Origin of the sequence: Pacificoceanicola algae (genome assembly GCF_049341065.1) — a bacterium.
Taxonomy (GTDB): Bacteria; Pseudomonadota; Alphaproteobacteria; order Rhodobacterales; family Rhodobacteraceae; genus Pacificoceanicola.
Window position 1 is genome coordinate 180,715 of the sequence record NZ_JBMPIX010000006.1, and the last position, 20,051, is coordinate 200,765.

Sequence of the window (20,051 nt, forward strand, 5' to 3'; positions counted from 1 at the left end):
AACGCGGAAAATTTATCCTTCGGCAGCTTCTGCGGCTGCGGCGCGGGCTTTGTCAGCGGCGCCTTTCGCGTCGGCGTCGCGGTCGACCAGTTCGATGATCGCCATGGGCGCCATGTCACCGTAACGGAAGCCGGCCTTCAGAACGCGGGTGTAACCACCGTTGCGCTCGGCGTAGCGCGGGCCGAGGATTTCGAACAGTTTTGCAACGTCCTTGTCTTCCTTCAGCTGAGCGGCGGCCTGACGGCGCGCGTGCACATCGCCACGCTTGCCAAGGGTGATCAGCTTTTCGATGACGCGCTTGAGTTCTTTGGCCTTGGGCAGGGTCGTCTTGATCTGCTCGTGCTCGATGAGCGAGCCAGCCATGTTCGAGAAGAGCGCCTTGCGGTGCTCGTGGGTGCGGTTGAGGCGGCGGTAGCCTTTTGCGTGACGCATGTGTCTTACTCCTAGATACCCTCTACGGGCGGTTTTGCTTTGTCTGACCGGCGATGCGTGTCACCGGCTCTCCTTGGGGCGTCATGCCCATCGTGCGGTTGGGCGGGCCGAAACCCGCCCCTCCAAATCAGAACGAATCTTCAAGCTTTTTGGCCAGATCTTCGATGTTGTCCGGCGGCCAGTCCTCAACGTCCATGCCAAGGTGCAGACCCATGCCCGACAGCACTTCCTTGATTTCGTTCAAGGACTTGCGGCCAAAGTTCGGGGTGCGCAGCATTTCTGCTTCGGTCTTCTGGATGAGATCGCCGATGTAGACGATGTTGTCGTTCTTCAGGCAGTTCGCCGAACGCACAGAGAGCTCCAGTTCGTCCACCTTCTTGAGCAGAAGCGGGTTGAACTCGAGACCATCGTCGTCGTCCTGACGGCTGGCCGATTCCGGCTCGTCGAAGTTGACGAAGATCGACAGCTGATCCTGAAGGATTCGCGCCGCGTAAGCGATTGCGTCCTCAGGGGAAACAGAACCGTCGGTTTCGATCTTCATGGTCAGCTTGTCATAGTCCAGCACCTGGCCCTCACGGGTGGGCTGAACGTCATAGGCGACCTTTTTGACCGGGGAATAGATCGCGTCGATCGGGATCAGACCGATGGGCGCATCTTCCGGCTTGTTCTTGTCCGCAGCCACATAGCCCTTGCCGGTGTTGACCGTCAGCTCCATGTAGACTTCGGCGCCCTCGTCCACGTGACAGATCACGTGATCGCGGTTCAGGATTTCGATGCCAGCGGATTCCGAGATATCGCCAGCCGTGACAACGCCCGGACCTTTTGCAGAAATCGACAGGCGCTTGGGCCCTTCGACTTCCATCCGCAGGCTCACGCCCTTGAGGTTCAGAACGATGTCGGTCACGTCTTCACGAACGCCAGCAACCGAAGAAAACTCGTGCAGGACGTTGTCGATCTGAACGCTGGTGATGGCCGCGCCCTGAAGGCTGGACAGCAGCACGCGACGCAGGGCGTTGCCCATGGTCAGACCAAAGCCGCGCTCGAGCGGTTCGGCTACAACAGTGGCCTTGCGGGCAGGATCGTTGCCCGGTTTAACGTCAAGCTGTGTCGGCTTGATCAGTTCGGCCCAATTCTTATGGATCATGCAGTCCCTCCATGCTTGCCCGTGCCCCATGTCCTAAGGCGCAGACTCCCGAGGTTTCAGAAAGACGTAAACGAGGCCGGACAGAATGCCCGGCCCCGCGTAACAATACTCAGATCAGACGCGACGGCGCTTCGGCGGACGGCAACCGTTGTGTGCAATCGGGGTCACATCGCGGATCGAGGTGATGTTGAACCCGGCAGCCGCCAGAGCGCGCAGTGCAGATTCACGGCCCGAACCGGGACCCTGCACTTCGACTTCCAGCGTCTTGACGCCATGTTCCTGGGCTTTCTTGCCTGCATCTTCCGCAGCCAGCTGAGCAGCATAAGGGGTCGACTTGCGCGAGCCCTTGAAGCCCATGGTGCCAGCGGAGGACCATGCAATTGCGTTGCCCTGAACGTCAGAGATCAGGATCTTGGTGTTGTTGAAGGTCGAGTTCACATGCGCAACGCCAGCTGCGATGTTCTTGGAGACCTTCTTCTTAGCGCGACGAGTATCACGTGCCATTGGTCGAACCCTCCCTTACTTCTTCTTGCCGGCAATGGCCTTTGCGGGGCCTTTGCGCGTGCGTGCGTTGGTGTGCGTACGCTGACCGCGCACAGGAAGGTTGCGACGATGGCGCAGGCCGCGGTAGCAGCCAAGGTCCATCAGGCGCTTGATGTTCATTTGCACTTCACGGCGAAGGTCGCCTTCGACAGTGAAGTTGGCATCGATGTGCTCGCGAATGGCGAGAACTTCGGCATCGCTCAGCTCGTTCACGCGACGCGAAACGTCGATGTTCACGGCTTCACAAATCTGCGCAGCAGACGTGTGGCCAATACCAGTGATATAGGTGAGTGCGATCGGCACCCGCTTATGGGTCGGGATGTTAACGCCGGCAATACGTGCCACGTGTCATATTCCTTTTCGTTGCGAGCCCGTCATGCCAGGCCCTTTTTTCACAACATGAGGCCCGAGGCATTTTGTGCCGCCGGGCCAAAGCTGATCAGGTGGTCTGCTAACTGGGTGCGACCCCGATAGCGTCGGTGATTCTCGTGAAGAGATAGGGGTGGGTAGGGGCATTTCGACAGGACGTCAAGACCCCAAGCCGAGCCTCGGCAATGATGGTCAATTTCCGGCTCTAAGGTGCCCTTCTGATACACCACAACCCGACCGTGTTCAAATACATCCCAACAAAGACATCTCTGAGGTTTGTGCGACGTCGGGCAGCATCGAAAATGGTTGCGGAGCAAAGCGTGCAGCCACGTCAGCTCGAAACGAAAAAGGCCGCGAAAACGCGGCCTTTTCTGGAGACATCAAAGCAAAGGGATCAGCTGTCGAGCAGATCAGCGACCCCAGCCTTGACGGCATCAATCTCGCCCATGCCGTCGGTGCGCGCATACATGCCTTTGGCATAGTAGTAGCCCACCAGAGGCGATGTCATCTTGTAATAGGCCATCAAGCGCGTGCGCAGGCTGTCTTCGTTGTCGTCGGCGCGACGCTTGAATTCCGCCTTTTCCCCGCAAGAAGTGCAGACGCCATCCGCCGGGACCGGCTTGGTGTTGTCGTTGTAGACCTCACCGCAATTGCCGCAGGTCGACCGCGCCGTGATCCTTGCCACAAGTGCCTCATCATCGACACGCAGCTCGATCACCTTGTCGAGGGTCTTGCCCATCTCTGCCATCAGCTCGCCCAGAGCATCCGCCTGCTTGAGCGTGCGTGGGAAGCCGTCAAAGATAAAGCCGGTAGCTTCGGTCGTCTCCAGCTTTTCCCGGATCAGACCGATGACGATCTCGTCGGTGACCAGATCACCTTTGGCCATCACGTCAGCGACCAGCTTGCCCATCTCGGTGCCACTGTCCTTGGCTTCGCGCAGCATGTCTCCGGTGGACAGCTGGACCATGCCCCGCTCTTCCACCAAAATCCGCGCCTGAGTGCCTTTGCCCGCGCCCGGCGGTCCAAGAAGAATGATGTTCATCGCCGTGCGGGCCCCTTTTTCTTGCGGGCCTTACCCTTACCGCGCAGCTGCGATTTCTGAATAAGACCTTCGTACTGGTGCGCCAGCAGATGGCTTTGCGCCTGCTGGATCGTGTCCATCACAACGCTGACCACAATCAGCACCGAGGTGCCGCCGAAATAGAACGGAATTGCGAACTGACCGCGCAGAATTTCCGGCAAAAGGCAAACCGCCGCAAGATAGGCCGAACCCAGAACGAGCACGCGGTTGACCACGTATTCCATGTACTCGGCGGTGCGCTTGCCCGGGCGGATGCCGGGAACAAAACCGTTCTGGTTCTTCAGGTTTTCTGCAACTTCGTCGGGTTTGAAGGACACGTTGAAGGTATAGAAATAGGCGAAGAAGACGATCATCGCCGCGAAGAACAACAGGTAGAGCGGCTGGCCGGGACCAAAGTAGGCAAGGATCGTCGACATGATCGGGCCTGCATCGGACCCGGAAAAGGTCGAGATCGTGATCGGCAGAAGCAGCAGCGACGAGGCAAAGATCGCCGGGATTACGCCCGCCGGGTTCACCTTGATCGGCAGGTGGCTGTTCTGCGCTTCGGTCATCTTCATGCCGACCTGACGGCGCGGATACTGAATGGTGATCTTGCGGAGCGCGCGCTCCATAAAGACCACAAAGGCAATCACGCCCACCACCATCAGCATAACGCCGACAATGACAGCAGGGCTGATCGCCCCCGAGCGGCCAGATTCAAAGAACTGCGCCAAAGCGGCGGGAACCTCGGCGATGATGCCGACGAAGATGATCAGTGAAATGCCGTTGCCAATGCCGCGTGCGGTGATCTGCTCGCCCAGCCACATCAGGAACATGGTGCCGCCGACAAGGGTGATCACAACCGACGCACGGAAATACCAGCCCGGCTCATGGGCCAGATCGCCGGCTTCCAGCGACGCGGCCAGACCGTAAGCCTGAAACAGCGCCAGCGCCACGGTGCCGAACCGGGTGTACTGGTTTATCTTCTTGCGGCCCTGCTCGCCCTCTTTTTTCAGCTGCTCAAGCGCGGGGACCATCGAAGACAGAAGCTGAACGATGATCGAGGCCGAGATGTAGGGCATGATGCCAAGGGCAAAGATGCCCATGCGCCCAAGCGCCCCGCCGGTGAACATCGACACCATGCCGCCGATCCCCTGCCCGGCCTGCTCCATGAAGTCGCGCAGCGCCGCGCCATCGATCCCCGGTACGGGAATGAAGGTGCCAAGGCGATATACGATCAGCAGGCCAAGGGTGAAGAGGATGCGGTTGCGCAGGTCGGTGGCTTTGCCTAGCGCCGCCCAACTGGTGTTGGCGGCCATCTGCTCTACTGCGGATACCATGCGGGTCTCTCTTTTAATTCAAACGCCGCCCGGATGCGTTTTCCAGCATCGGGCGGCGCTATAAGGAAAACTGGGTCGTATGTAAGCGGCACAGAGGCCGCTCACAACCCGTTATTCGGCAGCCGCCTTCACGGTAAGGGCACCACCCGCCTTTTCGACGGCGTCGATCGCGGCCTTCGAGGCGCCGGTGACCGAAATGGTGGCCTTCGTGGTCAGCTCGCCCTTGGCGAGGATGCGGATCCCGTCCAGCTTGCGGCGCACGGCGCCGGAAGCGATCAGGCTGTCTTCGGTGATGTCGGCCGCGTCAAGCTTGCCGGCTTCGATGAATTTCTGGATGATCCCGAGGTTGATCACAGCATAGGCCTTGCGGTTCGGCTTGTTGAAGCCACGCTTGGGCAGACGCTGGTAGAGGGGCATTTGGCCGCCTTCGTAGCCATTGATGGCCACACCCGAACGCGACTTTTGACCTTTGATACCACGGCCACCGGTCTTACCCATGCCCGAACCGGCGCCACGGCCGATACGCTTTTTGCGCTTGGTTGCGCCGGGATTGTCGTGCAGTTCATGCAGTTTCATAACGCTTCTCCTTTGCCGGATGTGCCCCCCGAAGCGTATGGGGCAACCACGGCTTTTCTTGGTTTTGATGAATCGTGCTGTTACAGCACTCGGGGCATATAGTAAAATGCAGCGCGGGGCGCAAGTTGAATGAGCACTGATCAGAAAACCGATCCGTTGGAACTCTCGGTGGGTTTCTTCACCCGCGCACAAGACTTTGCAACGTCCGCAAAGCATCTCTGTGAGGTGAAACTCAAACTCTGTACAGATGCCCCGCAACACTTGCTGTTGGCACACGCGTTGGAACTCGTTTTGAAAGCCTACCTTTTGGCTTTGGGCGAGAAAGTTACGTATGTGGAAGCGTACGAACACGATCTGAAGACGCTCTATGACGCCGTCGGACAGAAAGTGCCTGATGTCATAAAAACTGCCGAAAAAAATGTGCGGCGGAAATGGATCACGGAGTTGAGGGAAAAACGCGATCTGACCTTTGGGTCATCCGCCGAAAGTGGGATGCCGGGCTACATTTCCAACGAGGACATTGGGTCACAGGCGCCCGACCCAATGGCAGACCTTGAGTGGCTTTCAAAGCGTCACAAGTTTAAAGGCAGCATATTTCGGTACTACAAGCCAACTTTCGACACAGTCAGAATTGTGAAATTTCCCGGTTCTTCGGTTGAGACGCCGTTCAGATCCAACTTGTGGCTCGTGGAAGACCTTGTTGCATCGTTTCCACGACCAGTTTTGCGTAACGGAAAATGGCACATGACCTCTCGATCAACCATCTGACGACACGATGGTTCGTCGAAGCCCTTAGAGAAACCATTGACTTAATCCCCCGCTTCCCCCATATGACCCTCAACTGCCGCACCCGCCGCGTGAGCGGGGCCGCTGGGCTTTTCATACGATCTGCGCCCGCAGGCAGTTTTCTCAACCGGTACCCAATTCACGCGGGGGGCCAGCGCCTTGGCGGTCTGTGCGGCAATCCAGCCCATAAACCCGAGCTTGCGGCGTAACCCACGTGACGATCTGCCCAAGACCGGGCAGGCGCATGGACGTGCAAGGTTTTTGCCTTGCCGAATAAGGAATATCTTTTGTCTTTTGAAACGCTGGGGCTGCCGCCCCGCCTTTTGGCCAACCTGGCCAACCTGAACATCTCCGAGCCGACACCGATCCAGGTCAAAGCCATCCCCGAGGCGATGAATGGCCGCGACGTGATGGGCCTGGCGCAAACCGGCACCGGCAAAACCGCCGCTTTCGGCCTGCCGCTGCTGGCCGCCCTGCTGCGCATCGAAGGCCGCGCTGCACCGAAAACGACCCGTGGCCTGATTCTTGCGCCCACGCGCGAGTTGGCCAAACAGATCGTCGACAACCTGCGCGCCTATGCTGATGGCACCCAGGTGCGCGTCAACCTCGTCGTTGGCGGTCAATCGCTGAACGCGCAGGCGCAAAAGCTGGGCAAGGGCTGCGATTTGCTTGTCGCCACGCCCGGTCGCCTGATCGACCTGATCGAACGCAAGGCGATCCGCCTTGACCAGACTGGTTTCCTGGTGCTGGACGAGGCTGACCAGATGCTGGACATGGGCTTTATCCACGCATTGCGCCGCATTGCGCCGCTGCTGCGCAAGGATCGCCAGACCATGTTGTTCTCGGCCACCATGCCGAAGCAGATGAACGAATTGGCGCAGGCCTATCTGAAAGATCCGATCCGGATCGAAGTGTCGCCTCCGGGCAAGCCGATCGAAAAGATCGCTCAGTCCGTTCACTTCGTGGAACAGCCGCACAAGCCCAAGCTGTTGATCACCCACCTCGACCGGCACCGCGAAGATGCTGCGCTGATATTTGCGCGCACCAAGCACGGCGCCGAGCGTCTGAAAAAGAACCTCGAAGCGCAGGGCTTTGCGGCCGGGTCCATCCACGGCAACAAAAGCCAGGGACAGCGTGACCGCGCCCTCAAAGCGTTCCGCGATGGTGAGCTCAAAGTGCTCGTCGCGACCGACGTCGCTGCACGCGGGATCGACATTCCGGCGGTGCGGTACGTCTATAACTATGACCTGCCCAATGTCGCCGAGAACTACGTTCACCGCATTGGCCGTACGGCACGTGCGGGCCGCGATGGCACTGCCGTCGCCTATTGCGCACCCGATGAGATGGGCGAATTCAAAGCCATCCAAAAGGTCATGAATCGCGATATCGACGTAGCCAGCGGCGAAGCCTGGGAAGGTGTGCCCAAGAAGAAATCCGGCGGCGGTGGTCGTGGTCGTCCCGGTGGCAAACCGCAGGGCGGCCGCCCGGGTGGCGGCGCCAGCAACGGACGCCCCCAGCGCAATCGCCGCTCCGGTGGCGGCAAATCCCGCGCCGCATAAATCTAAAAACGCCCCGGTTCATCACCGGGGCGTTTTTCATTCGTAGGGTCGTCTCTTATTATCGACAGCCAATAGTAAGCAAACTCTCTAAGTTTATGATTGCCACACGGACGCCGCCCCGTTACTTAGAAATATGGCTAAGTTTCATCCCGACCTAGATCATTTGTTTTCAGCGCTTGGCCATCCCACGCGCCGTATGATCCTGACGCGCCTTGCCCGCGGCCAGGCCAGCGTGAGCGAACTGGCCGAACCGCATGACATGGCGCTGCCCACCTTCATGAGCCACCTGCGACGGCTCGAGCAGGCTGGCTTGGTCAGCTCAACCAAGACCGGCAGGGTCCGCATCTATTCACTGACCCCAGAGGCCCTCGTGCCAGCACAAGATTGGCTCAGCGCACAACGCGCCCTTTGGGAAAGCCGCCTGAACCAACTGGATGACTATGCCATCACTCTCAACAAGGAGCGCGAAAATGGACCTGGACCCGAAAACCGACCTGACCTTTACACGTAGGCTGCCCGTTCCCCCCGCCTTGGTGTGGGAATGCTGGACCACGCCGGAACATATCAAGCATTTCTTCGTACCAAAGCCGCATTCAGTCGCGGCGTGCGAAATCGATCTTCGTGTTGGCGGGCGCTTCAACACAAGCTTTGACGTTGACGGCCAGCGGATGCAGAACAATGGCGTGTATCTTGAGATCATTGACAGCAAGAAACTGGTATTCACGGATTTCTTCAGCGAAGGCTGGAAGCCCGCCGCTGACCCTTTCATGACTGCGATCATCGAACTACAGGACGACGGCGAAGGGGGAACAATCTACACCGCAACGGCGCGCCATCGCTCTGAGGACTCGAAGAGCAAGCATGAAGCGATGGGCTTCTTCGATGGGTGGGGCACGGTTGTCGACCAGCTGATTGACTACGCAAAATCCCTTTGACCCGGTCGAACACCAGCGCGCCCAAACCACCCATCAAGAGCCGACAGGTGGCTTAGCGCACCGATACCGGCAGCGTTGCAAAGCCGCGGAACCGCGCCAGCGGCACATGGCTGCGCTCACCCGTCTGGCGGATCTTCGGGAACCGCTGGACCAACCCTCCAAGCGCAATCTTCCCCTCGACCCGCGCAAGCGTGGCGCCAAGACAGACGTGGATGCCGGTGATAAAGGCGATGTGTCGGTTTGGTTTGCGTGTGATATCTACGACATCAGGATTCTCGAACACCGCCGGATCGCGGTTCGCCGCAGCGATCGAAGTGTGGATATAGGTGCCTTTGGGAATCGTCTCGGTGGACAGAGCAATGTCTTCACCCGCCAGCCGATTGCCAATCTGAAGCGGGCTTTCGACGCGAAGGAACTCTTCGACCGCCGAGCCGATAAGCTCAGGCTGATTCAGCAGCAGTTTGTGCTGTGCGGGATTGTCGAACAGGATGCCCATTGAGTTGCCGACAAAACTGGTCGTCGTCTCGTGGCCCGCGTTCAGCAGGAAGATACAGTTCTGGATCAGCTCTTCCTGCGTCAGACGGCGACCTTCGTGCTCACCAAAAATCAGCGCCTCAAGCACTTCGCCCTGATGGGCCCCTTCCGGATTGGCGCGGCGATGATTGATCAGTTCGTTCAGGATCTCGCCAAATTCCTCAACCGCCGTGTTGCCTGCGTCCAGACGGTCTTGGGGTACAACAGGGTCAAGCGCCCCAAGGATGGCCAGCGAATAATCCCGCAGGCGCGCGCGGTACTCCTCTGGAATACCCAGCATAAAGCTGATGATCTCGGTCGGAAGAACCTTGGCGAAATCCTCGATCAAATCGAGCTCACCCAAGTCTTCGACACGATCCAGAAGCCTGCCAACGATGCCTTCGATCAGCGGCTCGAATTCAGCCAGCTTGCGCGGCGTGAAGGCACCCGAGATAAGCTTGCGCACCACGGTGTGATAGGGCGGATCGTTGAAAATCAGGCTGGTCGTGTGATGGGTGTGCAAAGGACAGCGACCAAATTTCTCGCCAAAGGCTTCGGTCTTGTCGGACAGCATATCGCGTGACTGGTAGACCTTGAGCACATCATCATAGCGCGTCAGGTAGACCGAGCCATCAGCGTTGTGAAACACAGGTCGTTCACGCCGCAACGCATGCAGGACAGGGTGCGGGTTCTCGATGAACCCCATGTCGATGCGGTTCAGATCAAAATCGTCCAGATCAATATGCACGCTTACCGTCCTCCCGCCCTCATGGTGGGCCAAGGAGAAGACAGCTGCAAGCATAGAAAAAGGCGCCCGTGACTGGGCGCCTCTGAGTGCGTATTTACGTTGGATTAACCCAGCTCACCGGGCTTGTACCACGGACCCATCTTGACCTCGGCCGCATCGCCGACAAGGCTGGCGAATTCCTCCGGATCCTGCGTGCCACCGTCACGTCCGCGATAGTGGTAGGGATAGACAAAGCTGGGTCCGAACTCTTTGACGGCATCGGCGGCGGCGCTTGCCTCCATCGTAAAGGGCAGGTTCATGCACACGAACGCCAGCGTGATATCGGTCAGCGCACGCATCTCGGGGATATCTTCGGTATCGCCCGAGATATAGGTACGGAAATTCCCCATGGTCAGGACATAGCCGTTGTCCCGCCCTTGCGGATGGAAATTCTCGCGGCCTTCGGTGGTGTTATAAGCCGGGATCGCGTCAATACCGACGTCGCCCCATGTGTGGCTGTCGCCATTGGCAAGGCTGGTGGCCTTGGCCTTCAATGCCTCGGGCAGCATGTCGTAAACGGCGGGGTTGGTGATCAACTGCGTACCGTCCTTGGTCAAGGCGGTCAGCGTTTCTTCGTTGTAGTGATCCCCATGCTCATGCGTAATCAGGATCAGATCTGCATCTGGGAAGCCGTCATATTGCGCAGCGTCGCCAACCGGGTCGGAGAAGATCGTGCCGGCAGGCGTTTCCATCACAAAGGACGCGTGTGCAACCGGGTGGACCGTCACCGGGCCCATGTCGGTTTCGAACATGTCGCCACTATGGGCAGCAGCACGGGCCTGAAAAGGCAGGATCGTGACGGCGCCGACGGCGGAGGCTGTGGCAAGGAAGGTACGGCGTGTCTGTCTCATAGGTTCTCTCCTTTGTTGCTTTAAGAAGAGAGGTAGGCTGGGAAGTCCCCGCGGCAATTCCCGCACAGCCCCTGTGCGGGAATGCCGGAAATGTTTAGCCGCGGAAACCGCCAGTCTGGCGGACATATTCGGTCCAGCAAGGGGCGGGATGCGCCCGGAAGGCCAGTTTCAGGCGGGCGACGAGGGTACGAATGGAAAGTGTCATGTCGGTGTATCCGTTTGCAATAGTGCGTTGCCGTGCAGATACGCCGATAGGGCTGGAATCACAAAAGCCGTTTGGACAATCCCGCGATGCAGTGGATGCATAGAAGTTAGGCGAAAAATAAAGTGAGCGTAACGACGTGGACTACGCGCAATTCGAACGCCTCATTCTTTCACTGGTCGTTGCGGCCAACCCCAGAATATATGAAAACAGAATTGATTTTGAGTGATTTCGGGAACAGGTCAGAATGAAGTTAAGTGAAAAGCGCGTGGCGCGTGCCAAGGCCCGGATACCACAAGAAGACTTTGCCGGGGCTCGCTATGACACAGACAACCCCGGAGCGCTGGCCAAGATTATTATTATTCTGAGTTCGCCGCGTTCTGGCAGCACTTTTTTATGCGATCTTTTTCATATCAATGGGATTTGCCTCCCGCATGAATACTTCCAACCGCAGGAATACCTTCCTTTGCTGGCAGACCGCTGGGGGTGCAGGAAGGGCGAAGACTTAGACGGCGAAGCGTATGTCCAAGCCCTTACTCGATACCGAACCAGCTCGGATGGCACTCTTGGGATCAATTTGCACGGAAGCCACCTGGCTGGATTTTTACACTTCGAACCATTGCTCGCCGGGCTTCCGGTCGACTTCGTAGTCGTTCAACGAAGAGACATAATCGCTCAGGCGATCTCTCACGAAATTGCGGGCCAAACACAACGTTGGAGTTCAGCTTTTGCGAGCAGCGGAAAGCCGGAATATCGTTTTGACGCCATCCTTGCGCGAGTCCGAAATCTGCAACGCCAAAACCTTTTGACGCAGGCATTTGCCAACGCACGGGGGGGCGCGGCGGCAGACATCTCCTATGAAGATCTGGTGGCCGATACCGAACAGACATTGCGGAAAATTCCCGCTTTCGCCAATTTGGCGGACATCCAGATAGGGACTCGGCTCAAACGGCAGGGGTCGGATCTAAATTCTCAATGGAAACGACAGTTCGCCGAAGAGTGCCTTTCTCGAAACGACCTGATGGAATTTGGGTCCAAAGGCATGGCACGCGTTCTGCACAAAATTCGCGGGCGATAGAGCGCAAAAAAAGCGTCCTCCGGAAACTCCGGAGGACGCTTAAAAGTCAGTACTCACAAAACGAGCTTTGCAAGATTATCCGCGCTCTTCGACGATCTCGACGAGGTGCGGGATCGAGCGGACCATGCCACGAACGGAAGGGGTGTCCTCCAGTTCCCGGGTCTTGTGCATCTTGTTCAGGCCGAGGCCGATCAGCGTTTCACGCTGCTTGGCGGGGCGACGAATCGGCGAGCCGATCTGCTTGACGACGATGGTTTTTGCCATGGATCTCAGGCCTCCTCAGCGACTTGGCTGGATTCCTGGGGCGCTTCATCACGCTTGGGCAGGATGTCCGCCACTTTCTTGCCGCGACGCTGTGCAACGTTGCGCGGGCTTTGCTCTTTCGAGAGGCCGTCCAGCGTGGCGCGGATCATGTTGTAGGGGTTCTGCGAGCCGATCGACTTGGCGACGACGTCCTGAACACCCAGCATTTCGAAAACGGCACGCATCGGACCACCGGCGATGATCCCGGTACCGGTCGGGGCGGTACGCATAACCACCTTGCCAGCGCCGTGACGACCTTCGATGTCGTGGTGCAGGGTACGGCCCTCTTTCAGAGGCACGCGGACCATCTGACGCTTGGCTTGCTCGGTCGCCTTGCGGATCGCCTCGGGAACTTCCTTGGCTTTACCTTTACCAAAGCCGACGCGGCCCTTCTGGTCGCCAACAACCACGAGAGCGGCAAAGCCAAAGCGTTTGCCACCTTTCACGGTCTTGGAGACGCGGTTGATCGCGACAAGGCGATCTGCAAATTCCGGTGCTTCGTCGCGGTCGCGACGGTTGCCCCGGCGGTTATCACGTTCTGCCATTTTGGCATCCCTTATTCAGTGGCGCCGCTGCGGCACCGGTTGTTCTCAATCCTGGTGGAGCAGAACGCCCCCCGGATCATCGAGGGGGCCCCAAAAGGCCCCCTTCAGACTTTAGATCTTCAGACCACCTTCACGCGCGGCGTCGGCCAGAGCCTTCACCTTGCCGTGGAAGAGGAACCCACCACGGTCGAAGTAGGCTTCGGTCACGCCAGCGGCCTTGGCACGCTCGGCGATCGCTGCGCCCACCTTGGCGGCGGCTTCGACGTTGTTCTTGCCAACCATGCCCAGATCCTTTTCGAGGGTCGAGGCCGCCGCCAGGGTCTTGCCCTGAACGTCGTCGATCAGCTGAACCGAAATGTTCTTGTTCGAACGGTGAACCGAAAGACGAACGCGACCTGCGTTGACCTTGCGGAGTTTGTTCCGGACGCGCATGCGGCGCTTCTGGAACAGGCTTCGTTTGCTGTTTGCCATCTATCGCGTCCTTACTTCTTCTTGCCTTCCTTCTGGAAGATGTATTCGCCCTTATAGCGAATACCCTTCCCCTTGTAGGGCTCCGGGCGGCGCCAATCGCGGATATTTGCCGCGACTTCACCGACCACCTGCTTGTCATGACCTTCGACCACGATTTCCGTGGGCTTGGGGCAGACAACAGAGATCCCCTGCGGAATGGCGAAATCCACATCGTGGCTGTAGCCAAGGTTCAGCTTGAGCGTTTGTCCCTGAACGGCGGCACGATAGCCGACGCCGTGGATTTCAAGCTCTTTCTTGAAGGTATCCGACACACCGTGAACCATGTTGGCCACGATGGTGCGGGACATCCCCCACTGCTGACGCGCGCGCTTGGACTTGCCGCGCGGCGCAACTGTAACAACCTGGCCATCAATCGTGATGGTGACGTCGTCGGTTGCGGTGAAGCTCTGGGTGCCTTTCGGCCCCTTTACCTCGATGGTCTGGCCCGAAAGCGAGGCAGACACACCCGAGGGCAGCTCGACCGGTTTTTTCCCAATGCGAGACATGAGGCCCTCCTTAGAACACCGTGCAAAGCACTTCGCCGCCGATGTTGGCTGCGCGTGCATTTGCGTCCGACATCACGCCGCGAGACGTGCTGACAATCGACACACCCAGACCCTGACGGACCTGCGGAATGTCATTCACACCCATATAAACGCGACGGCCGGGCTTGGAGACGCGCTTGACTTCACGGATCACCGGGGTGCCGTCGAAGTACTTCAAGCTGATCTCAAGCGTCGGGTGACCGCGCTCATCGGTGCCTTTTTCGTAGCCACGGATGTAACCTTCGTCCGCCAGTACATCCAGAACCCATGCCCGCAGCTTGGACGCCGGGGTGGATACGGTGGATTTGCCACGCATCTGAGAGTTACGGATACGGGTGAGCATATCGCCGATAGGATCGTTCATAATCTATACCCTCCCTTACCAGCTGGACTTTACGACGCCGGGCAGCTGACCGTTCGAGCCCAGCTCGCGCAGCATGATCCGGGAGATCTTGAGCTTGCGATAGTAGGCGTGCGGACGGCCAGTCAACTGGCAGCGGTTGTGCAGGCGGCTGGGCGCAGAGTTGCGCGGCAGCTTTGCAAGATCGAGGCGCGCCTTGAAGCGCTCTTCCATCGACTTGGATTCATCGTTTGCGATTTCTTTCAGCGCAACACGCTTGGCGGCATATTTCTCCACCAGACGCTGACGCTTCTTCTCGCGCTCGATCATGGATTTCTTGGCCATGTCTATCGCTCCTTAAGCGTTGAAGGGCATGTTGAAATGCTTCAACAGCGCCTTGGCTTGCGCATCGGCCGAGTGATCCCCGAACTGCTGCGCGTTGGTGGTGATGATGATGTCCATGCCCCAGACTTCGTCGACTTTATCAAAATCGATTTCCGGGAAGACGATGTGTTCCTTTAGGCCCATGGCAAAGTTGCCACGACCATCGAAGGACGGCTTCACACCACGGAAGTCGCGGATGCGGGGCATCGCGATGGTGATGAGGCGGTCAAGGAATTCATACATACGCACGTCACGCAGGGTGACTTTCGTACCGATGACCATGCCTTCACGCAGACGGAACGGCGCGTGCGAATGCTTGGCGATCGTGCCAACAGCCTGCTGACCGGCGATCTTGGTGAGATCCTCGATGGCCGATTTGGCCTTTTTGGAGTCGCGCACAGCCTCTGCACCGCAGCCGATGTTCAGGACGATCTTGTCCAGACGCGGGATCTGCATGTCGTTGGTGTAGCCAAACTCTTCTTTCAGAGCGGGCTTGATCACATCGGCAAACTGGGCCTTGAGACGCGGGGTGTAAGTTGCAGCATCAAGCATCAGATCACGTCCCCTGTGGTCTTGGCGAAGCGGACCTTCTTGTCGCCTTCCATACGGAAGCCAACGCGGGTCGCTTTGCCATTGACATCAACGATTGCGAGGTTCGACAGATCGATCGGCAGAGCCTTGGGCAGGCGGCCGCCCTGGGCGGTCTGCGACTGGCGGGTATGGCGGATGGCGATGTTCACACCATCGACAACAGCTTTGCCGGATTTGGGATCGACGCTGGTGATTTCACCGGTCTTGCCCTTGTCCTTGCCAGCAAGCACGACGACCTTGTCGCCTTTTTTCAACTTGGCAGCCATCTTACAGCACCTCCGGGGCGAGCGAGATGATCTTCATGAAGTTCTTCGAACGCAGTTCGCGCACAACCGGTCCGAAGATACGGGTGCCGACAGGCTCATTCGCATTGTTGAGAATGACAGCTGCGTTACGGTCAAAGCGGATGGCGGTGCCATCTTCACGACGAACTTCCTTGGCGGTGCGCACGACGACGGCCTTACGGACGTCACCTTTTTTTACGCGACCACGCGGAATGGCCTCTTTCACCGATACGACGATGATATCGCCGACCGATGCATAGCGGCGATGCGAGCCGCCGAGGACCTTGATGCACTGAACTTTCCGGGCACCGGAATTGTCAGCCACATCCAGATTGGTCTGCATCTGGATCATATGGTTTCTCCCGACTTCCGAGGCCGCCCTATCCTTGGGACATTGACCTCGGGGTTTCGATGATCAGGAAGGAACCGCCAAAATTATTCGGCGATCACTTCCCAACGTTTCGTTTTCGACTTGGGTGCGCATTCGATGATGCGGACGGTATCGCCGATTGCGAACTTTTCCGCCTCGTCATGAGCGCGGTATTTCTTGGTGCGCTTCACCGTCTTTTGCATGACGGGGTGCTTGAAGCGACGCTCAACGAGAACGGTGACGGTCTGGGCGTTGGCCGTGGAGGTCACGGTGCCGGACAGGATACGCTTGGGCATGAGTTACGCCTCCGATGCCGCGGACGCGGCCTTTTCGTTGAGAATGGTTTTCACGCGTGCCACGTCGCGGCGAACCTGACGCATGCGGGCGGTGTTTTCCATTTGACCAGTGGCCTGCTGAAAACGCAGGTTGAAGGCCTCTTTTTTCAATTGGACAAGGTCGTCCCGGAGCTGGTCCGGGGTCTTGTCACGGAGTTCCTGGGCGTTCATGCGCCTCTCCTTTGTTGCAACATCACCGGCAGGCCCCTCCCATTTTGCGAATCGCGAGGGTCACCCTGTGTCCGGTGGAGTCCGTAGATGAAGCGCCCCTATAGACGTGATGGGTCTATGCCGCAAGGGGTTTTCGGCGGCCCATGCGCGATCCAGCGCCCGCTGCCGCCAAAGGCGACAAGGCAGCGGCTTTTGTCAGTCCCACTTGTAATTGAAGCTGACGGAAATCCGGTTGTCGTCTTCGGCCATGTTCATCGGCACCTCGTGACGCAACCAGCTTTCCCAAAGCAGTACATCGCCGGGCTTGGGCGCCTCGTAGATGAAGCTGCGCAGTTCTTCGCGGGCATTTTTGCGGCGGGTCGGCGCGGCCATCATCATGGCAAGCCGCGGGTCTTCCAGCTTGAGCGCGCTGGCGCCCTCGGGCATGGCCACATAGGTGGTGCCGCTGATGACCGAATGCGGGTGAATATGACTGGAATGGGTGCCACCCGGGGGCAGGATGTTGATCCACAGATCTTCGAGAACCAACGCCTTGTCACCCAGATCAAACTCCAAATCCTCGGCAAAGGCGGCGACGTGCAGATCCAACGATTTCACCAGATCGGCGAAGATCGGAAAGCGCCAGGGCAGATCAGTCAGCGAGGCATAAGACGTATACCCCGGATAGGCGTTGTTCTCACACCACTCCTGCCCTGCCTCATCATCTTCGGCGATGGAATAGCAGGAGGCCTCCATCTCATCGGTGTCAATGGGGTCGCCAAGCTCGGAAAGGCTGGCGCGGTACAGGCGGGTCGCAAAGAGAGAACGTATCTGGGTCATATCGCGCCTTGTAGACGGCCAAGGGCAGCCGTGGAACAGGAATTTTCGCGCCCTGGTGGCATTCAGACGTAAATCTCGGCCGATGGGCTGAGAAAGACCGCCGAGGCAAGATCATCGTGTTCAAGAAAGGCACGGAGTTGCCCGCTGCCTGCCTGAACGGGCCGTGTTTTCGGATTTTCGTCGATGTGCAGAACGGCCCCGTTCCCGAAAGACATCGTCAAACCATGCCGGCGCAGATCAACGGACCGGATCAGCGCACCGGTCAGGCGGTCGGTCAGGGCGCTTTCGTCGCCGCCAACAATCCACGCTGTCTTTCCCCCCGCCCCTTCGGCCTGCGGATCTTGCAAAATCCGACCATCGAGTTCGATCCACTCTGCCGCTCCGACCAGCGGGATAACCAACCAGTCCTCGCCCAATGACAGACCGAAAAAACCATAGCCCCCCATGCCATAGCTCCCCAGGTTGGTCATGACAGTTTCGACCCGGCGGCCAATCAAAGCCTTTGGACTAATCTTGGCCGGGTTTAGCGGGGTCATCTCGTATTCGCCGACAATTTCGTTGCGCTGTTCTTCTGGCAGCGGACGGCTCAGGTCTGGCGTCATGTACTCGCCCCGGACAATCGGGGATTGCGGCGGCAGGGCGTCCAGAACCTGCCGCATCTCGCGGGCAACCAGGCTTTTGGCAATCGGATTACCGCGCTCGGCAGCAGACTTCACACCCAGCAAGAGCTTGCGGCGGAGGAATGAAAACATGCGACGTCCTTCATTTGATCAGGTCAACACTACCCGCTTGGGCCTAATGCAAAAAGCCCCCGACGCACGCGCCGGGGGCCTTTATTCATCGGTTGGGAACAGCGAGGGCAACCTCGCTACACCTTACCAGTCTTCGCGAACAACCACGCGGGTTTTCACCGGCAGTTTCATCGCGGCAAGACGCAGAGCTTCGCGTGCGATATCTTCGGCAACGCCGTCGATTTCGAACATCACGCGACCCGGCTTTACCTTGCAGGCCCAGTAATCCACGGAACCTTTACCCTTACCCATACGAACTTCGGTGGGCTTGGAGGTCACAGGAGTGTCCGGGAAGATGCGGATCCAGACGCGACCCTGACGCTTCATATGACGCGTCATGGCACGACGGGCTGCTTCGATCTGGCGTGCGGTCACACGCTCGGGCTGAACGGCCTTGAGGCCATATGTCCCGAAGTTCAGATCAGAACCGCCCTTTGCAAGGCCTTTGATCCGGCCTTTGTGCATCTTGCGGAATTTAGTACGCTTTGGCTGAAGCATGATTACCTCCGGTCATCGCGACGGCCACCACCTGCACCACGGGGTGCGGGGCCGTCCTGGAGTTCCTGTGCCTTACGGTCACGCGCGGCGGGGTCGTGTTCCATGATCTCACCTTTGAAGATCCAGACCTTGATCCCGATGATGCCATAAGGCGTTTCCGCCTCGACATTCGCGTAATCGATGTCGGCACGCAGGGTGTGCAGGGGCACGCGGCCTTCGCGGTACCATTCGGTACGTGCGATTTCAGCGCCACCCAGACGACCAGCGACGTTCACCCGGATACCCAGGGCGCCCATACGCATGGCGTTCTGCACTGCACGCTTCATGGCGCGGCGGAAGGACACACGGCGTTCCAGCTGCTGCGAGATGCTCTCGCCAACCAGCTGAGCGTCGAGCTCCGGCTTGCGTACTTCAACGATGTTCAGGTGCAGTTCGCTGTCGGTCATTGCCGCCAGCTTCTTGCGCAGAACTTCGATGTCGGCGCCTTTTTTGCCGATGATCACGCCCGGACGCGCGGTGTGAATGGTCACACGGCACTTCTTGTGAGGGCGTTCGATGATCACACGGGCGATGCCGGCCTGCTTGCACTCTTTGTTGATGAAATCGCGGATCGCGAGATCTTCCAACAGCAGATCACCATAGTCTTTGGTGTCGGCGTACCAGCGGCTGTCCCAGGTGCGGTTCACCTGAAGGCGCATACCGATCGGATTGGTCTTGTTACCCATTAGGCTTGCTCCTCGATCTGACGCACCTTGATGGTGAGCTCCGAGAACGGCTTGTTGATGCGGCCAAAGCGGCCACGTGCCCGGGGACGGCCACGCTTCATCACAAGGTTCTTGCCCACGAATGCTTCTGCGACGATCAGCTCGTCAACATCCAGACCGTGGTTGTTCTCGGCGTTTGCAATGGCGGACTGAAGGCATTTCTTCACGTCTTCCGCGATCCGCTTCTTCGAGAAGGTCAGATCGGTGAGAGCTTTGTCCACTTTCTTGCCGCGGATCAGCTGCGCCACGAGGTTCAGCTTTTGCGGCGAAGTGCGCAGCATGCGCAGTTTGGCCATCGCTTCGTTGTCCGCCACGCGGCGGGGATTCTTATCCTTGCCCATGGCTTACTTCCTCTTGGCTTTCTTGTCGGCAGCGTGACCGTAGTAGGTACGGGTCGGGCTATATTCGCCGAACTTCTGGCCGATCATGTCTTCAGAGACGTTCACGGGGATGTGCTTCTGGCCGTTGTAAACGCCAAACGTCAGACCCACGAACTGGGGCAGGATCGTCGAGCGGCGCGACCAGATCTTGATAACTTCGTTACGGCCGGATTCGCGGGCCGCTTCTGCCTTTTTCAAGACATAGGCGTCAACGAACGGACCTTTCCATACAGAGCGCGACATATC

Annotated in this window: 31 protein-coding genes; 5 read left to right on the plus strand and 26 right to left on the minus strand. The window is 58.5% G+C overall.

Going from position 1 to position 20,051, the window contains the following annotated elements:
- Positions 1–12: 12 nt before the first annotated feature.
- The 7 genes from rplQ to rplO form a co-directional block, all read right to left on the minus strand.
- On the minus strand, positions 13–432 hold the full coding sequence (rplQ, locus tag ACOYQJ_RS11390) for a 50S ribosomal protein L17 (RefSeq protein WP_422906144.1): 420 nt from the start codon (positions 430–432) through the stop codon (positions 13–15).
- A gap of 127 nt (positions 433–559) precedes the next feature.
- Positions 560–1,576, minus strand: coding sequence for a DNA-directed RNA polymerase subunit alpha (locus tag ACOYQJ_RS11395; protein ID WP_422906145.1), 1,017 nt, complete (start codon positions 1,574–1,576; stop codon positions 560–562).
- A gap of 114 nt (positions 1,577–1,690) precedes the next feature.
- Positions 1,691–2,080, minus strand: a complete 390-nt coding sequence (gene rpsK, locus ACOYQJ_RS11400) for a 30S ribosomal protein S11 (RefSeq protein WP_422906146.1) — start codon at positions 2,078–2,080, stop codon at positions 1,691–1,693.
- A gap of 15 nt (positions 2,081–2,095) precedes the next feature.
- The gene (gene rpsM / locus ACOYQJ_RS11405; RefSeq protein WP_422906147.1) at positions 2,096–2,464 is read right to left on the minus strand and encodes a 30S ribosomal protein S13; all 369 of its coding nucleotides are present in this window, start codon (positions 2,462–2,464) and stop codon (positions 2,096–2,098) included.
- A gap of 418 nt (positions 2,465–2,882) precedes the next feature.
- Positions 2,883–3,530, minus strand: coding sequence for an adenylate kinase (locus tag ACOYQJ_RS11410; protein ID WP_422906148.1), 648 nt, complete (start codon positions 3,528–3,530; stop codon positions 2,883–2,885).
- Positions 3,527–4,888: a preprotein translocase subunit SecY gene (gene secY, locus ACOYQJ_RS11415; RefSeq protein WP_422906149.1), complete on the minus strand. Its 1,362-nt coding sequence runs from the start codon at positions 4,886–4,888 to the stop codon at positions 3,527–3,529. The genes ACOYQJ_RS11410 and secY overlap by 4 nt, the downstream gene beginning before the upstream one ends.
- A 111-nt stretch (positions 4,889–4,999) precedes the next feature.
- Positions 5,000–5,464, minus strand: coding sequence for a 50S ribosomal protein L15 (gene rplO / locus ACOYQJ_RS11420; protein ID WP_422906150.1), 465 nt, complete (start codon positions 5,462–5,464; stop codon positions 5,000–5,002).
- Between the two features lie 129 nt (positions 5,465–5,593).
- Here rplO and ACOYQJ_RS11425 point away from each other — a divergent pair, with 129 nt between their 5' ends.
- From ACOYQJ_RS11425 to ACOYQJ_RS11440, 4 genes are all read left to right on the plus strand, one after another.
- Positions 5,594–6,232 (plus strand): hypothetical protein, encoded by a 639-nt coding sequence (locus tag ACOYQJ_RS11425; RefSeq protein ID WP_422906151.1) that lies wholly within the window; start codon positions 5,594–5,596, stop codon positions 6,230–6,232.
- 305 nt (positions 6,233–6,537) lie between these two features.
- A complete protein-coding gene (locus tag ACOYQJ_RS11430; protein WP_422906152.1) occupies positions 6,538–7,809 on the plus strand; it encodes a DEAD/DEAH box helicase in 1,272 nt (423 codons plus the stop codon).
- Positions 7,810–7,942: 133 nt separating this feature from the next.
- Positions 7,943–8,320, plus strand: a complete 378-nt coding sequence (locus ACOYQJ_RS11435; RefSeq protein WP_422906153.1) for an ArsR/SmtB family transcription factor — start codon at positions 7,943–7,945, stop codon at positions 8,318–8,320.
- Positions 8,280–8,744 (plus strand): SRPBCC family protein, encoded by a 465-nt coding sequence (locus tag ACOYQJ_RS11440; RefSeq protein ID WP_422906154.1) that lies wholly within the window; start codon positions 8,280–8,282, stop codon positions 8,742–8,744. The genes ACOYQJ_RS11435 and ACOYQJ_RS11440 overlap by 41 nt, the downstream gene beginning before the upstream one ends.
- Positions 8,745–8,796: 52 nt before the next feature.
- Here ACOYQJ_RS11440 and ACOYQJ_RS11445 read toward each other — a convergent pair whose 3' ends face one another.
- Together ACOYQJ_RS11445 and ACOYQJ_RS11450 are read right to left on the minus strand one after the other, a co-directional pair.
- Positions 8,797–10,005 (minus strand): cytochrome P450, encoded by a 1,209-nt coding sequence (locus tag ACOYQJ_RS11445; RefSeq protein ID WP_422906155.1) that lies wholly within the window; start codon positions 10,003–10,005, stop codon positions 8,797–8,799.
- 104 nt (positions 10,006–10,109) lie between these two features.
- Complete coding sequence (locus ACOYQJ_RS11450; protein ID WP_422906156.1) at positions 10,110–10,895, minus strand: MBL fold metallo-hydrolase; 786 nt, start codon at positions 10,893–10,895, stop codon at positions 10,110–10,112.
- A gap of 449 nt (positions 10,896–11,344) precedes the next feature.
- Here ACOYQJ_RS11450 and ACOYQJ_RS11455 point away from each other — a divergent pair, with 449 nt between their 5' ends.
- Complete coding sequence (locus ACOYQJ_RS11455; protein ID WP_422906157.1) at positions 11,345–12,175, plus strand: Stf0 family sulfotransferase; 831 nt, start codon at positions 11,345–11,347, stop codon at positions 12,173–12,175.
- A gap of 75 nt (positions 12,176–12,250) precedes the next feature.
- Here the strand turns inward: ACOYQJ_RS11455 and rpmD are convergent, their stop codons facing one another.
- The 17 genes from rpmD to rpsS all read right to left on the minus strand — a co-directional run bounded on the left by rpmD (position 12,251) and on the right by rpsS (position 20,048).
- Entirely contained in the window at positions 12,251–12,439 is a 189-nt protein-coding gene (gene rpmD, locus ACOYQJ_RS11460) for a 50S ribosomal protein L30 (protein WP_419412388.1), read from the minus strand.
- 5 nt (positions 12,440–12,444) lie between these two features.
- The gene (rpsE, locus tag ACOYQJ_RS11465) at positions 12,445–13,023 is read right to left on the minus strand and encodes a 30S ribosomal protein S5 (RefSeq protein ID WP_422906158.1); all 579 of its coding nucleotides are present in this window, start codon (positions 13,021–13,023) and stop codon (positions 12,445–12,447) included.
- Between the two features lie 111 nt (positions 13,024–13,134).
- Complete coding sequence (rplR, locus tag ACOYQJ_RS11470; protein ID WP_422906159.1) at positions 13,135–13,494, minus strand: 50S ribosomal protein L18; 360 nt, start codon at positions 13,492–13,494, stop codon at positions 13,135–13,137.
- A gap of 11 nt (positions 13,495–13,505) precedes the next feature.
- Positions 13,506–14,039, minus strand: a complete 534-nt coding sequence (gene rplF / locus ACOYQJ_RS11475) for a 50S ribosomal protein L6 (RefSeq protein ID WP_422906160.1) — start codon at positions 14,037–14,039, stop codon at positions 13,506–13,508.
- 10 nt (positions 14,040–14,049) lie between these two features.
- Positions 14,050–14,442: a 30S ribosomal protein S8 gene (gene rpsH / locus ACOYQJ_RS11480; RefSeq protein ID WP_422906161.1), complete on the minus strand. Its 393-nt coding sequence runs from the start codon at positions 14,440–14,442 to the stop codon at positions 14,050–14,052.
- 15 nt (positions 14,443–14,457) lie between these two features.
- Entirely contained in the window at positions 14,458–14,763 is a 306-nt protein-coding gene (gene rpsN, locus ACOYQJ_RS11485) for a 30S ribosomal protein S14 (RefSeq protein ID WP_422906162.1), read from the minus strand.
- Positions 14,764–14,775: 12 nt separating this feature from the next.
- On the minus strand, positions 14,776–15,354 hold the full coding sequence (gene rplE / locus ACOYQJ_RS11490) for a 50S ribosomal protein L5 (protein ID WP_422906163.1): 579 nt from the start codon (positions 15,352–15,354) through the stop codon (positions 14,776–14,778).
- Positions 15,354–15,659, minus strand: coding sequence for a 50S ribosomal protein L24 (gene rplX, locus ACOYQJ_RS11495; RefSeq protein ID WP_422906164.1), 306 nt, complete (start codon positions 15,657–15,659; stop codon positions 15,354–15,356). The genes rplE and rplX overlap by 1 nt, the downstream gene beginning before the upstream one ends.
- Position 15,660: 1 nt before the next feature.
- A complete protein-coding gene (gene rplN, locus ACOYQJ_RS11500; protein ID WP_419412380.1) occupies positions 15,661–16,029 on the minus strand; it encodes a 50S ribosomal protein L14 in 369 nt (122 codons plus the stop codon).
- Between the two features lie 83 nt (positions 16,030–16,112).
- The gene (gene rpsQ / locus ACOYQJ_RS11505; RefSeq protein WP_422906165.1) at positions 16,113–16,343 is read right to left on the minus strand and encodes a 30S ribosomal protein S17; all 231 of its coding nucleotides are present in this window, start codon (positions 16,341–16,343) and stop codon (positions 16,113–16,115) included.
- Between the two features lie 3 nt (positions 16,344–16,346).
- Positions 16,347–16,553, minus strand: a complete 207-nt coding sequence (rpmC, locus tag ACOYQJ_RS11510) for a 50S ribosomal protein L29 (protein WP_422906166.1) — start codon at positions 16,551–16,553, stop codon at positions 16,347–16,349.
- A gap of 195 nt (positions 16,554–16,748) precedes the next feature.
- A complete protein-coding gene (locus tag ACOYQJ_RS11515; RefSeq protein ID WP_422906167.1) occupies positions 16,749–17,372 on the minus strand; it encodes a 2OG-Fe(II) oxygenase family protein in 624 nt (207 codons plus the stop codon).
- Between the two features lie 62 nt (positions 17,373–17,434).
- A complete protein-coding gene (locus ACOYQJ_RS11520) occupies positions 17,435–18,124 on the minus strand; it encodes a hypothetical protein (protein WP_422906168.1) in 690 nt (229 codons plus the stop codon).
- 123 nt (positions 18,125–18,247) lie between these two features.
- Positions 18,248–18,661 carry a 50S ribosomal protein L16 gene (gene rplP / locus ACOYQJ_RS11525; RefSeq protein ID WP_422906169.1) on the minus strand — a complete coding sequence of 138 codons (414 nt, stop codon included), beginning with the start codon at positions 18,659–18,661 and terminating at the stop codon, positions 18,248–18,250.
- A 2-nt stretch (positions 18,662–18,663) separates the two neighbouring features.
- Positions 18,664–19,386, minus strand: coding sequence for a 30S ribosomal protein S3 (rpsC, locus tag ACOYQJ_RS11530; protein ID WP_422906170.1), 723 nt, complete (start codon positions 19,384–19,386; stop codon positions 18,664–18,666).
- On the minus strand, positions 19,386–19,766 hold the full coding sequence (rplV, locus tag ACOYQJ_RS11535; RefSeq protein WP_282301848.1) for a 50S ribosomal protein L22: 381 nt from the start codon (positions 19,764–19,766) through the stop codon (positions 19,386–19,388). The genes rpsC and rplV overlap by 1 nt, the downstream gene beginning before the upstream one ends.
- Positions 19,767–19,769: 3 nt before the next feature.
- On the minus strand, positions 19,770–20,048 hold the full coding sequence (rpsS, locus tag ACOYQJ_RS11540) for a 30S ribosomal protein S19 (RefSeq protein ID WP_005980699.1): 279 nt from the start codon (positions 20,046–20,048) through the stop codon (positions 19,770–19,772).
- Positions 20,049–20,051 lie beyond the last annotated feature (3 nt).

Bases quoted from the DNA above. Each gene is read 5' to 3' on its own strand.
- rpsE (WP_422906158.1), bottom strand. From the start codon at position 13,023: ATGGCAGAACGTGATAACCGCCGGGGCAACCGTCGCGACCGCGACGAA.
- rplX (WP_422906164.1), bottom strand. From the start codon at position 15,659: ATGGCTGCCAAGTTGAAAAAAGGCGACAAGGTCGTCGTGCTTGCTGGC.
- rpsC (WP_422906170.1), bottom strand. From the start codon at position 19,386: ATGGGTAACAAGACCAATCCGATCGGTATGCGCCTTCAGGTGAACCGC.
- rpsN (WP_422906162.1), bottom strand. From the start codon at position 14,763: ATGGCCAAGAAATCCATGATCGAGCGCGAGAAGAAGCGTCAGCGTCTG.
- ACOYQJ_RS11425 (WP_422906151.1), top strand. From the start codon at position 5,594: ATGAGCACTGATCAGAAAACCGATCCGTTGGAACTCTCGGTGGGTTTC.
- rpsK (WP_422906146.1), bottom strand. From the start codon at position 2,080: ATGGCACGTGATACTCGTCGCGCTAAGAAGAAGGTCTCCAAGAACATC.
- rplN (WP_419412380.1), bottom strand. From the start codon at position 16,029: ATGATCCAGATGCAGACCAATCTGGATGTGGCTGACAATTCCGGTGCC.
- ACOYQJ_RS11395 (WP_422906145.1), bottom strand. From the start codon at position 1,576: ATGATCCATAAGAATTGGGCCGAACTGATCAAGCCGACACAGCTTGAC.
- rpsQ (WP_422906165.1), bottom strand. From the start codon at position 16,343: ATGCCCAAGCGTATCCTGTCCGGCACCGTGACCTCCACGGCCAACGCC.
- rplP (WP_422906169.1), bottom strand. From the start codon at position 18,661: ATGCTTCAGCCAAAGCGTACTAAATTCCGCAAGATGCACAAAGGCCGG.
- rplV (WP_282301848.1), bottom strand. From the start codon at position 19,766: ATGGGCAAGGATAAGAATCCCCGCCGCGTGGCGGACAACGAAGCGATG.
- rpsH (WP_422906161.1), bottom strand. From the start codon at position 14,442: ATGAACGATCCTATCGGCGATATGCTCACCCGTATCCGTAACTCTCAG.
- ACOYQJ_RS11440 (WP_422906154.1), top strand. From the start codon at position 8,280: ATGGACCTGGACCCGAAAACCGACCTGACCTTTACACGTAGGCTGCCC.
- rplR (WP_422906159.1), bottom strand. From the start codon at position 13,494: ATGGCAAACAGCAAACGAAGCCTGTTCCAGAAGCGCCGCATGCGCGTC.
- ACOYQJ_RS11520 (WP_422906168.1), bottom strand. From the start codon at position 18,124: ATGTTTTCATTCCTCCGCCGCAAGCTCTTGCTGGGTGTGAAGTCTGCT.
- secY (WP_422906149.1), bottom strand. From the start codon at position 4,888: ATGGTATCCGCAGTAGAGCAGATGGCCGCCAACACCAGTTGGGCGGCG.
- ACOYQJ_RS11450 (WP_422906156.1), bottom strand. From the start codon at position 10,895: ATGAGACAGACACGCCGTACCTTCCTTGCCACAGCCTCCGCCGTCGGC.
- ACOYQJ_RS11435 (WP_422906153.1), top strand. From the start codon at position 7,943: ATGGCTAAGTTTCATCCCGACCTAGATCATTTGTTTTCAGCGCTTGGC.
- rplE (WP_422906163.1), bottom strand. From the start codon at position 15,354: ATGCTTGATGCTGCAACTTACACCCCGCGTCTCAAGGCCCAGTTTGCC.
- rpsS (WP_005980699.1), bottom strand. From the start codon at position 20,048: ATGTCGCGCTCTGTATGGAAAGGTCCGTTCGTTGACGCCTATGTCTTG.
- rpmD (WP_419412388.1), bottom strand. From the start codon at position 12,439: ATGGCAAAAACCATCGTCGTCAAGCAGATCGGCTCGCCGATTCGTCGC.
- ACOYQJ_RS11515 (WP_422906167.1), bottom strand. From the start codon at position 17,372: ATGACCCAGATACGTTCTCTCTTTGCGACCCGCCTGTACCGCGCCAGC.
- ACOYQJ_RS11410 (WP_422906148.1), bottom strand. From the start codon at position 3,530: ATGAACATCATTCTTCTTGGACCGCCGGGCGCGGGCAAAGGCACTCAG.
- rpmC (WP_422906166.1), bottom strand. From the start codon at position 16,553: ATGAACGCCCAGGAACTCCGTGACAAGACCCCGGACCAGCTCCGGGAC.
- rplO (WP_422906150.1), bottom strand. From the start codon at position 5,464: ATGAAACTGCATGAACTGCACGACAATCCCGGCGCAACCAAGCGCAAA.
- ACOYQJ_RS11455 (WP_422906157.1), top strand. From the start codon at position 11,345: ATGAAGTTAAGTGAAAAGCGCGTGGCGCGTGCCAAGGCCCGGATACCA.
- rplQ (WP_422906144.1), bottom strand. From the start codon at position 432: ATGCGTCACGCAAAAGGCTACCGCCGCCTCAACCGCACCCACGAGCAC.
- rplF (WP_422906160.1), bottom strand. From the start codon at position 14,039: ATGTCTCGCATTGGGAAAAAACCGGTCGAGCTGCCCTCGGGTGTGTCT.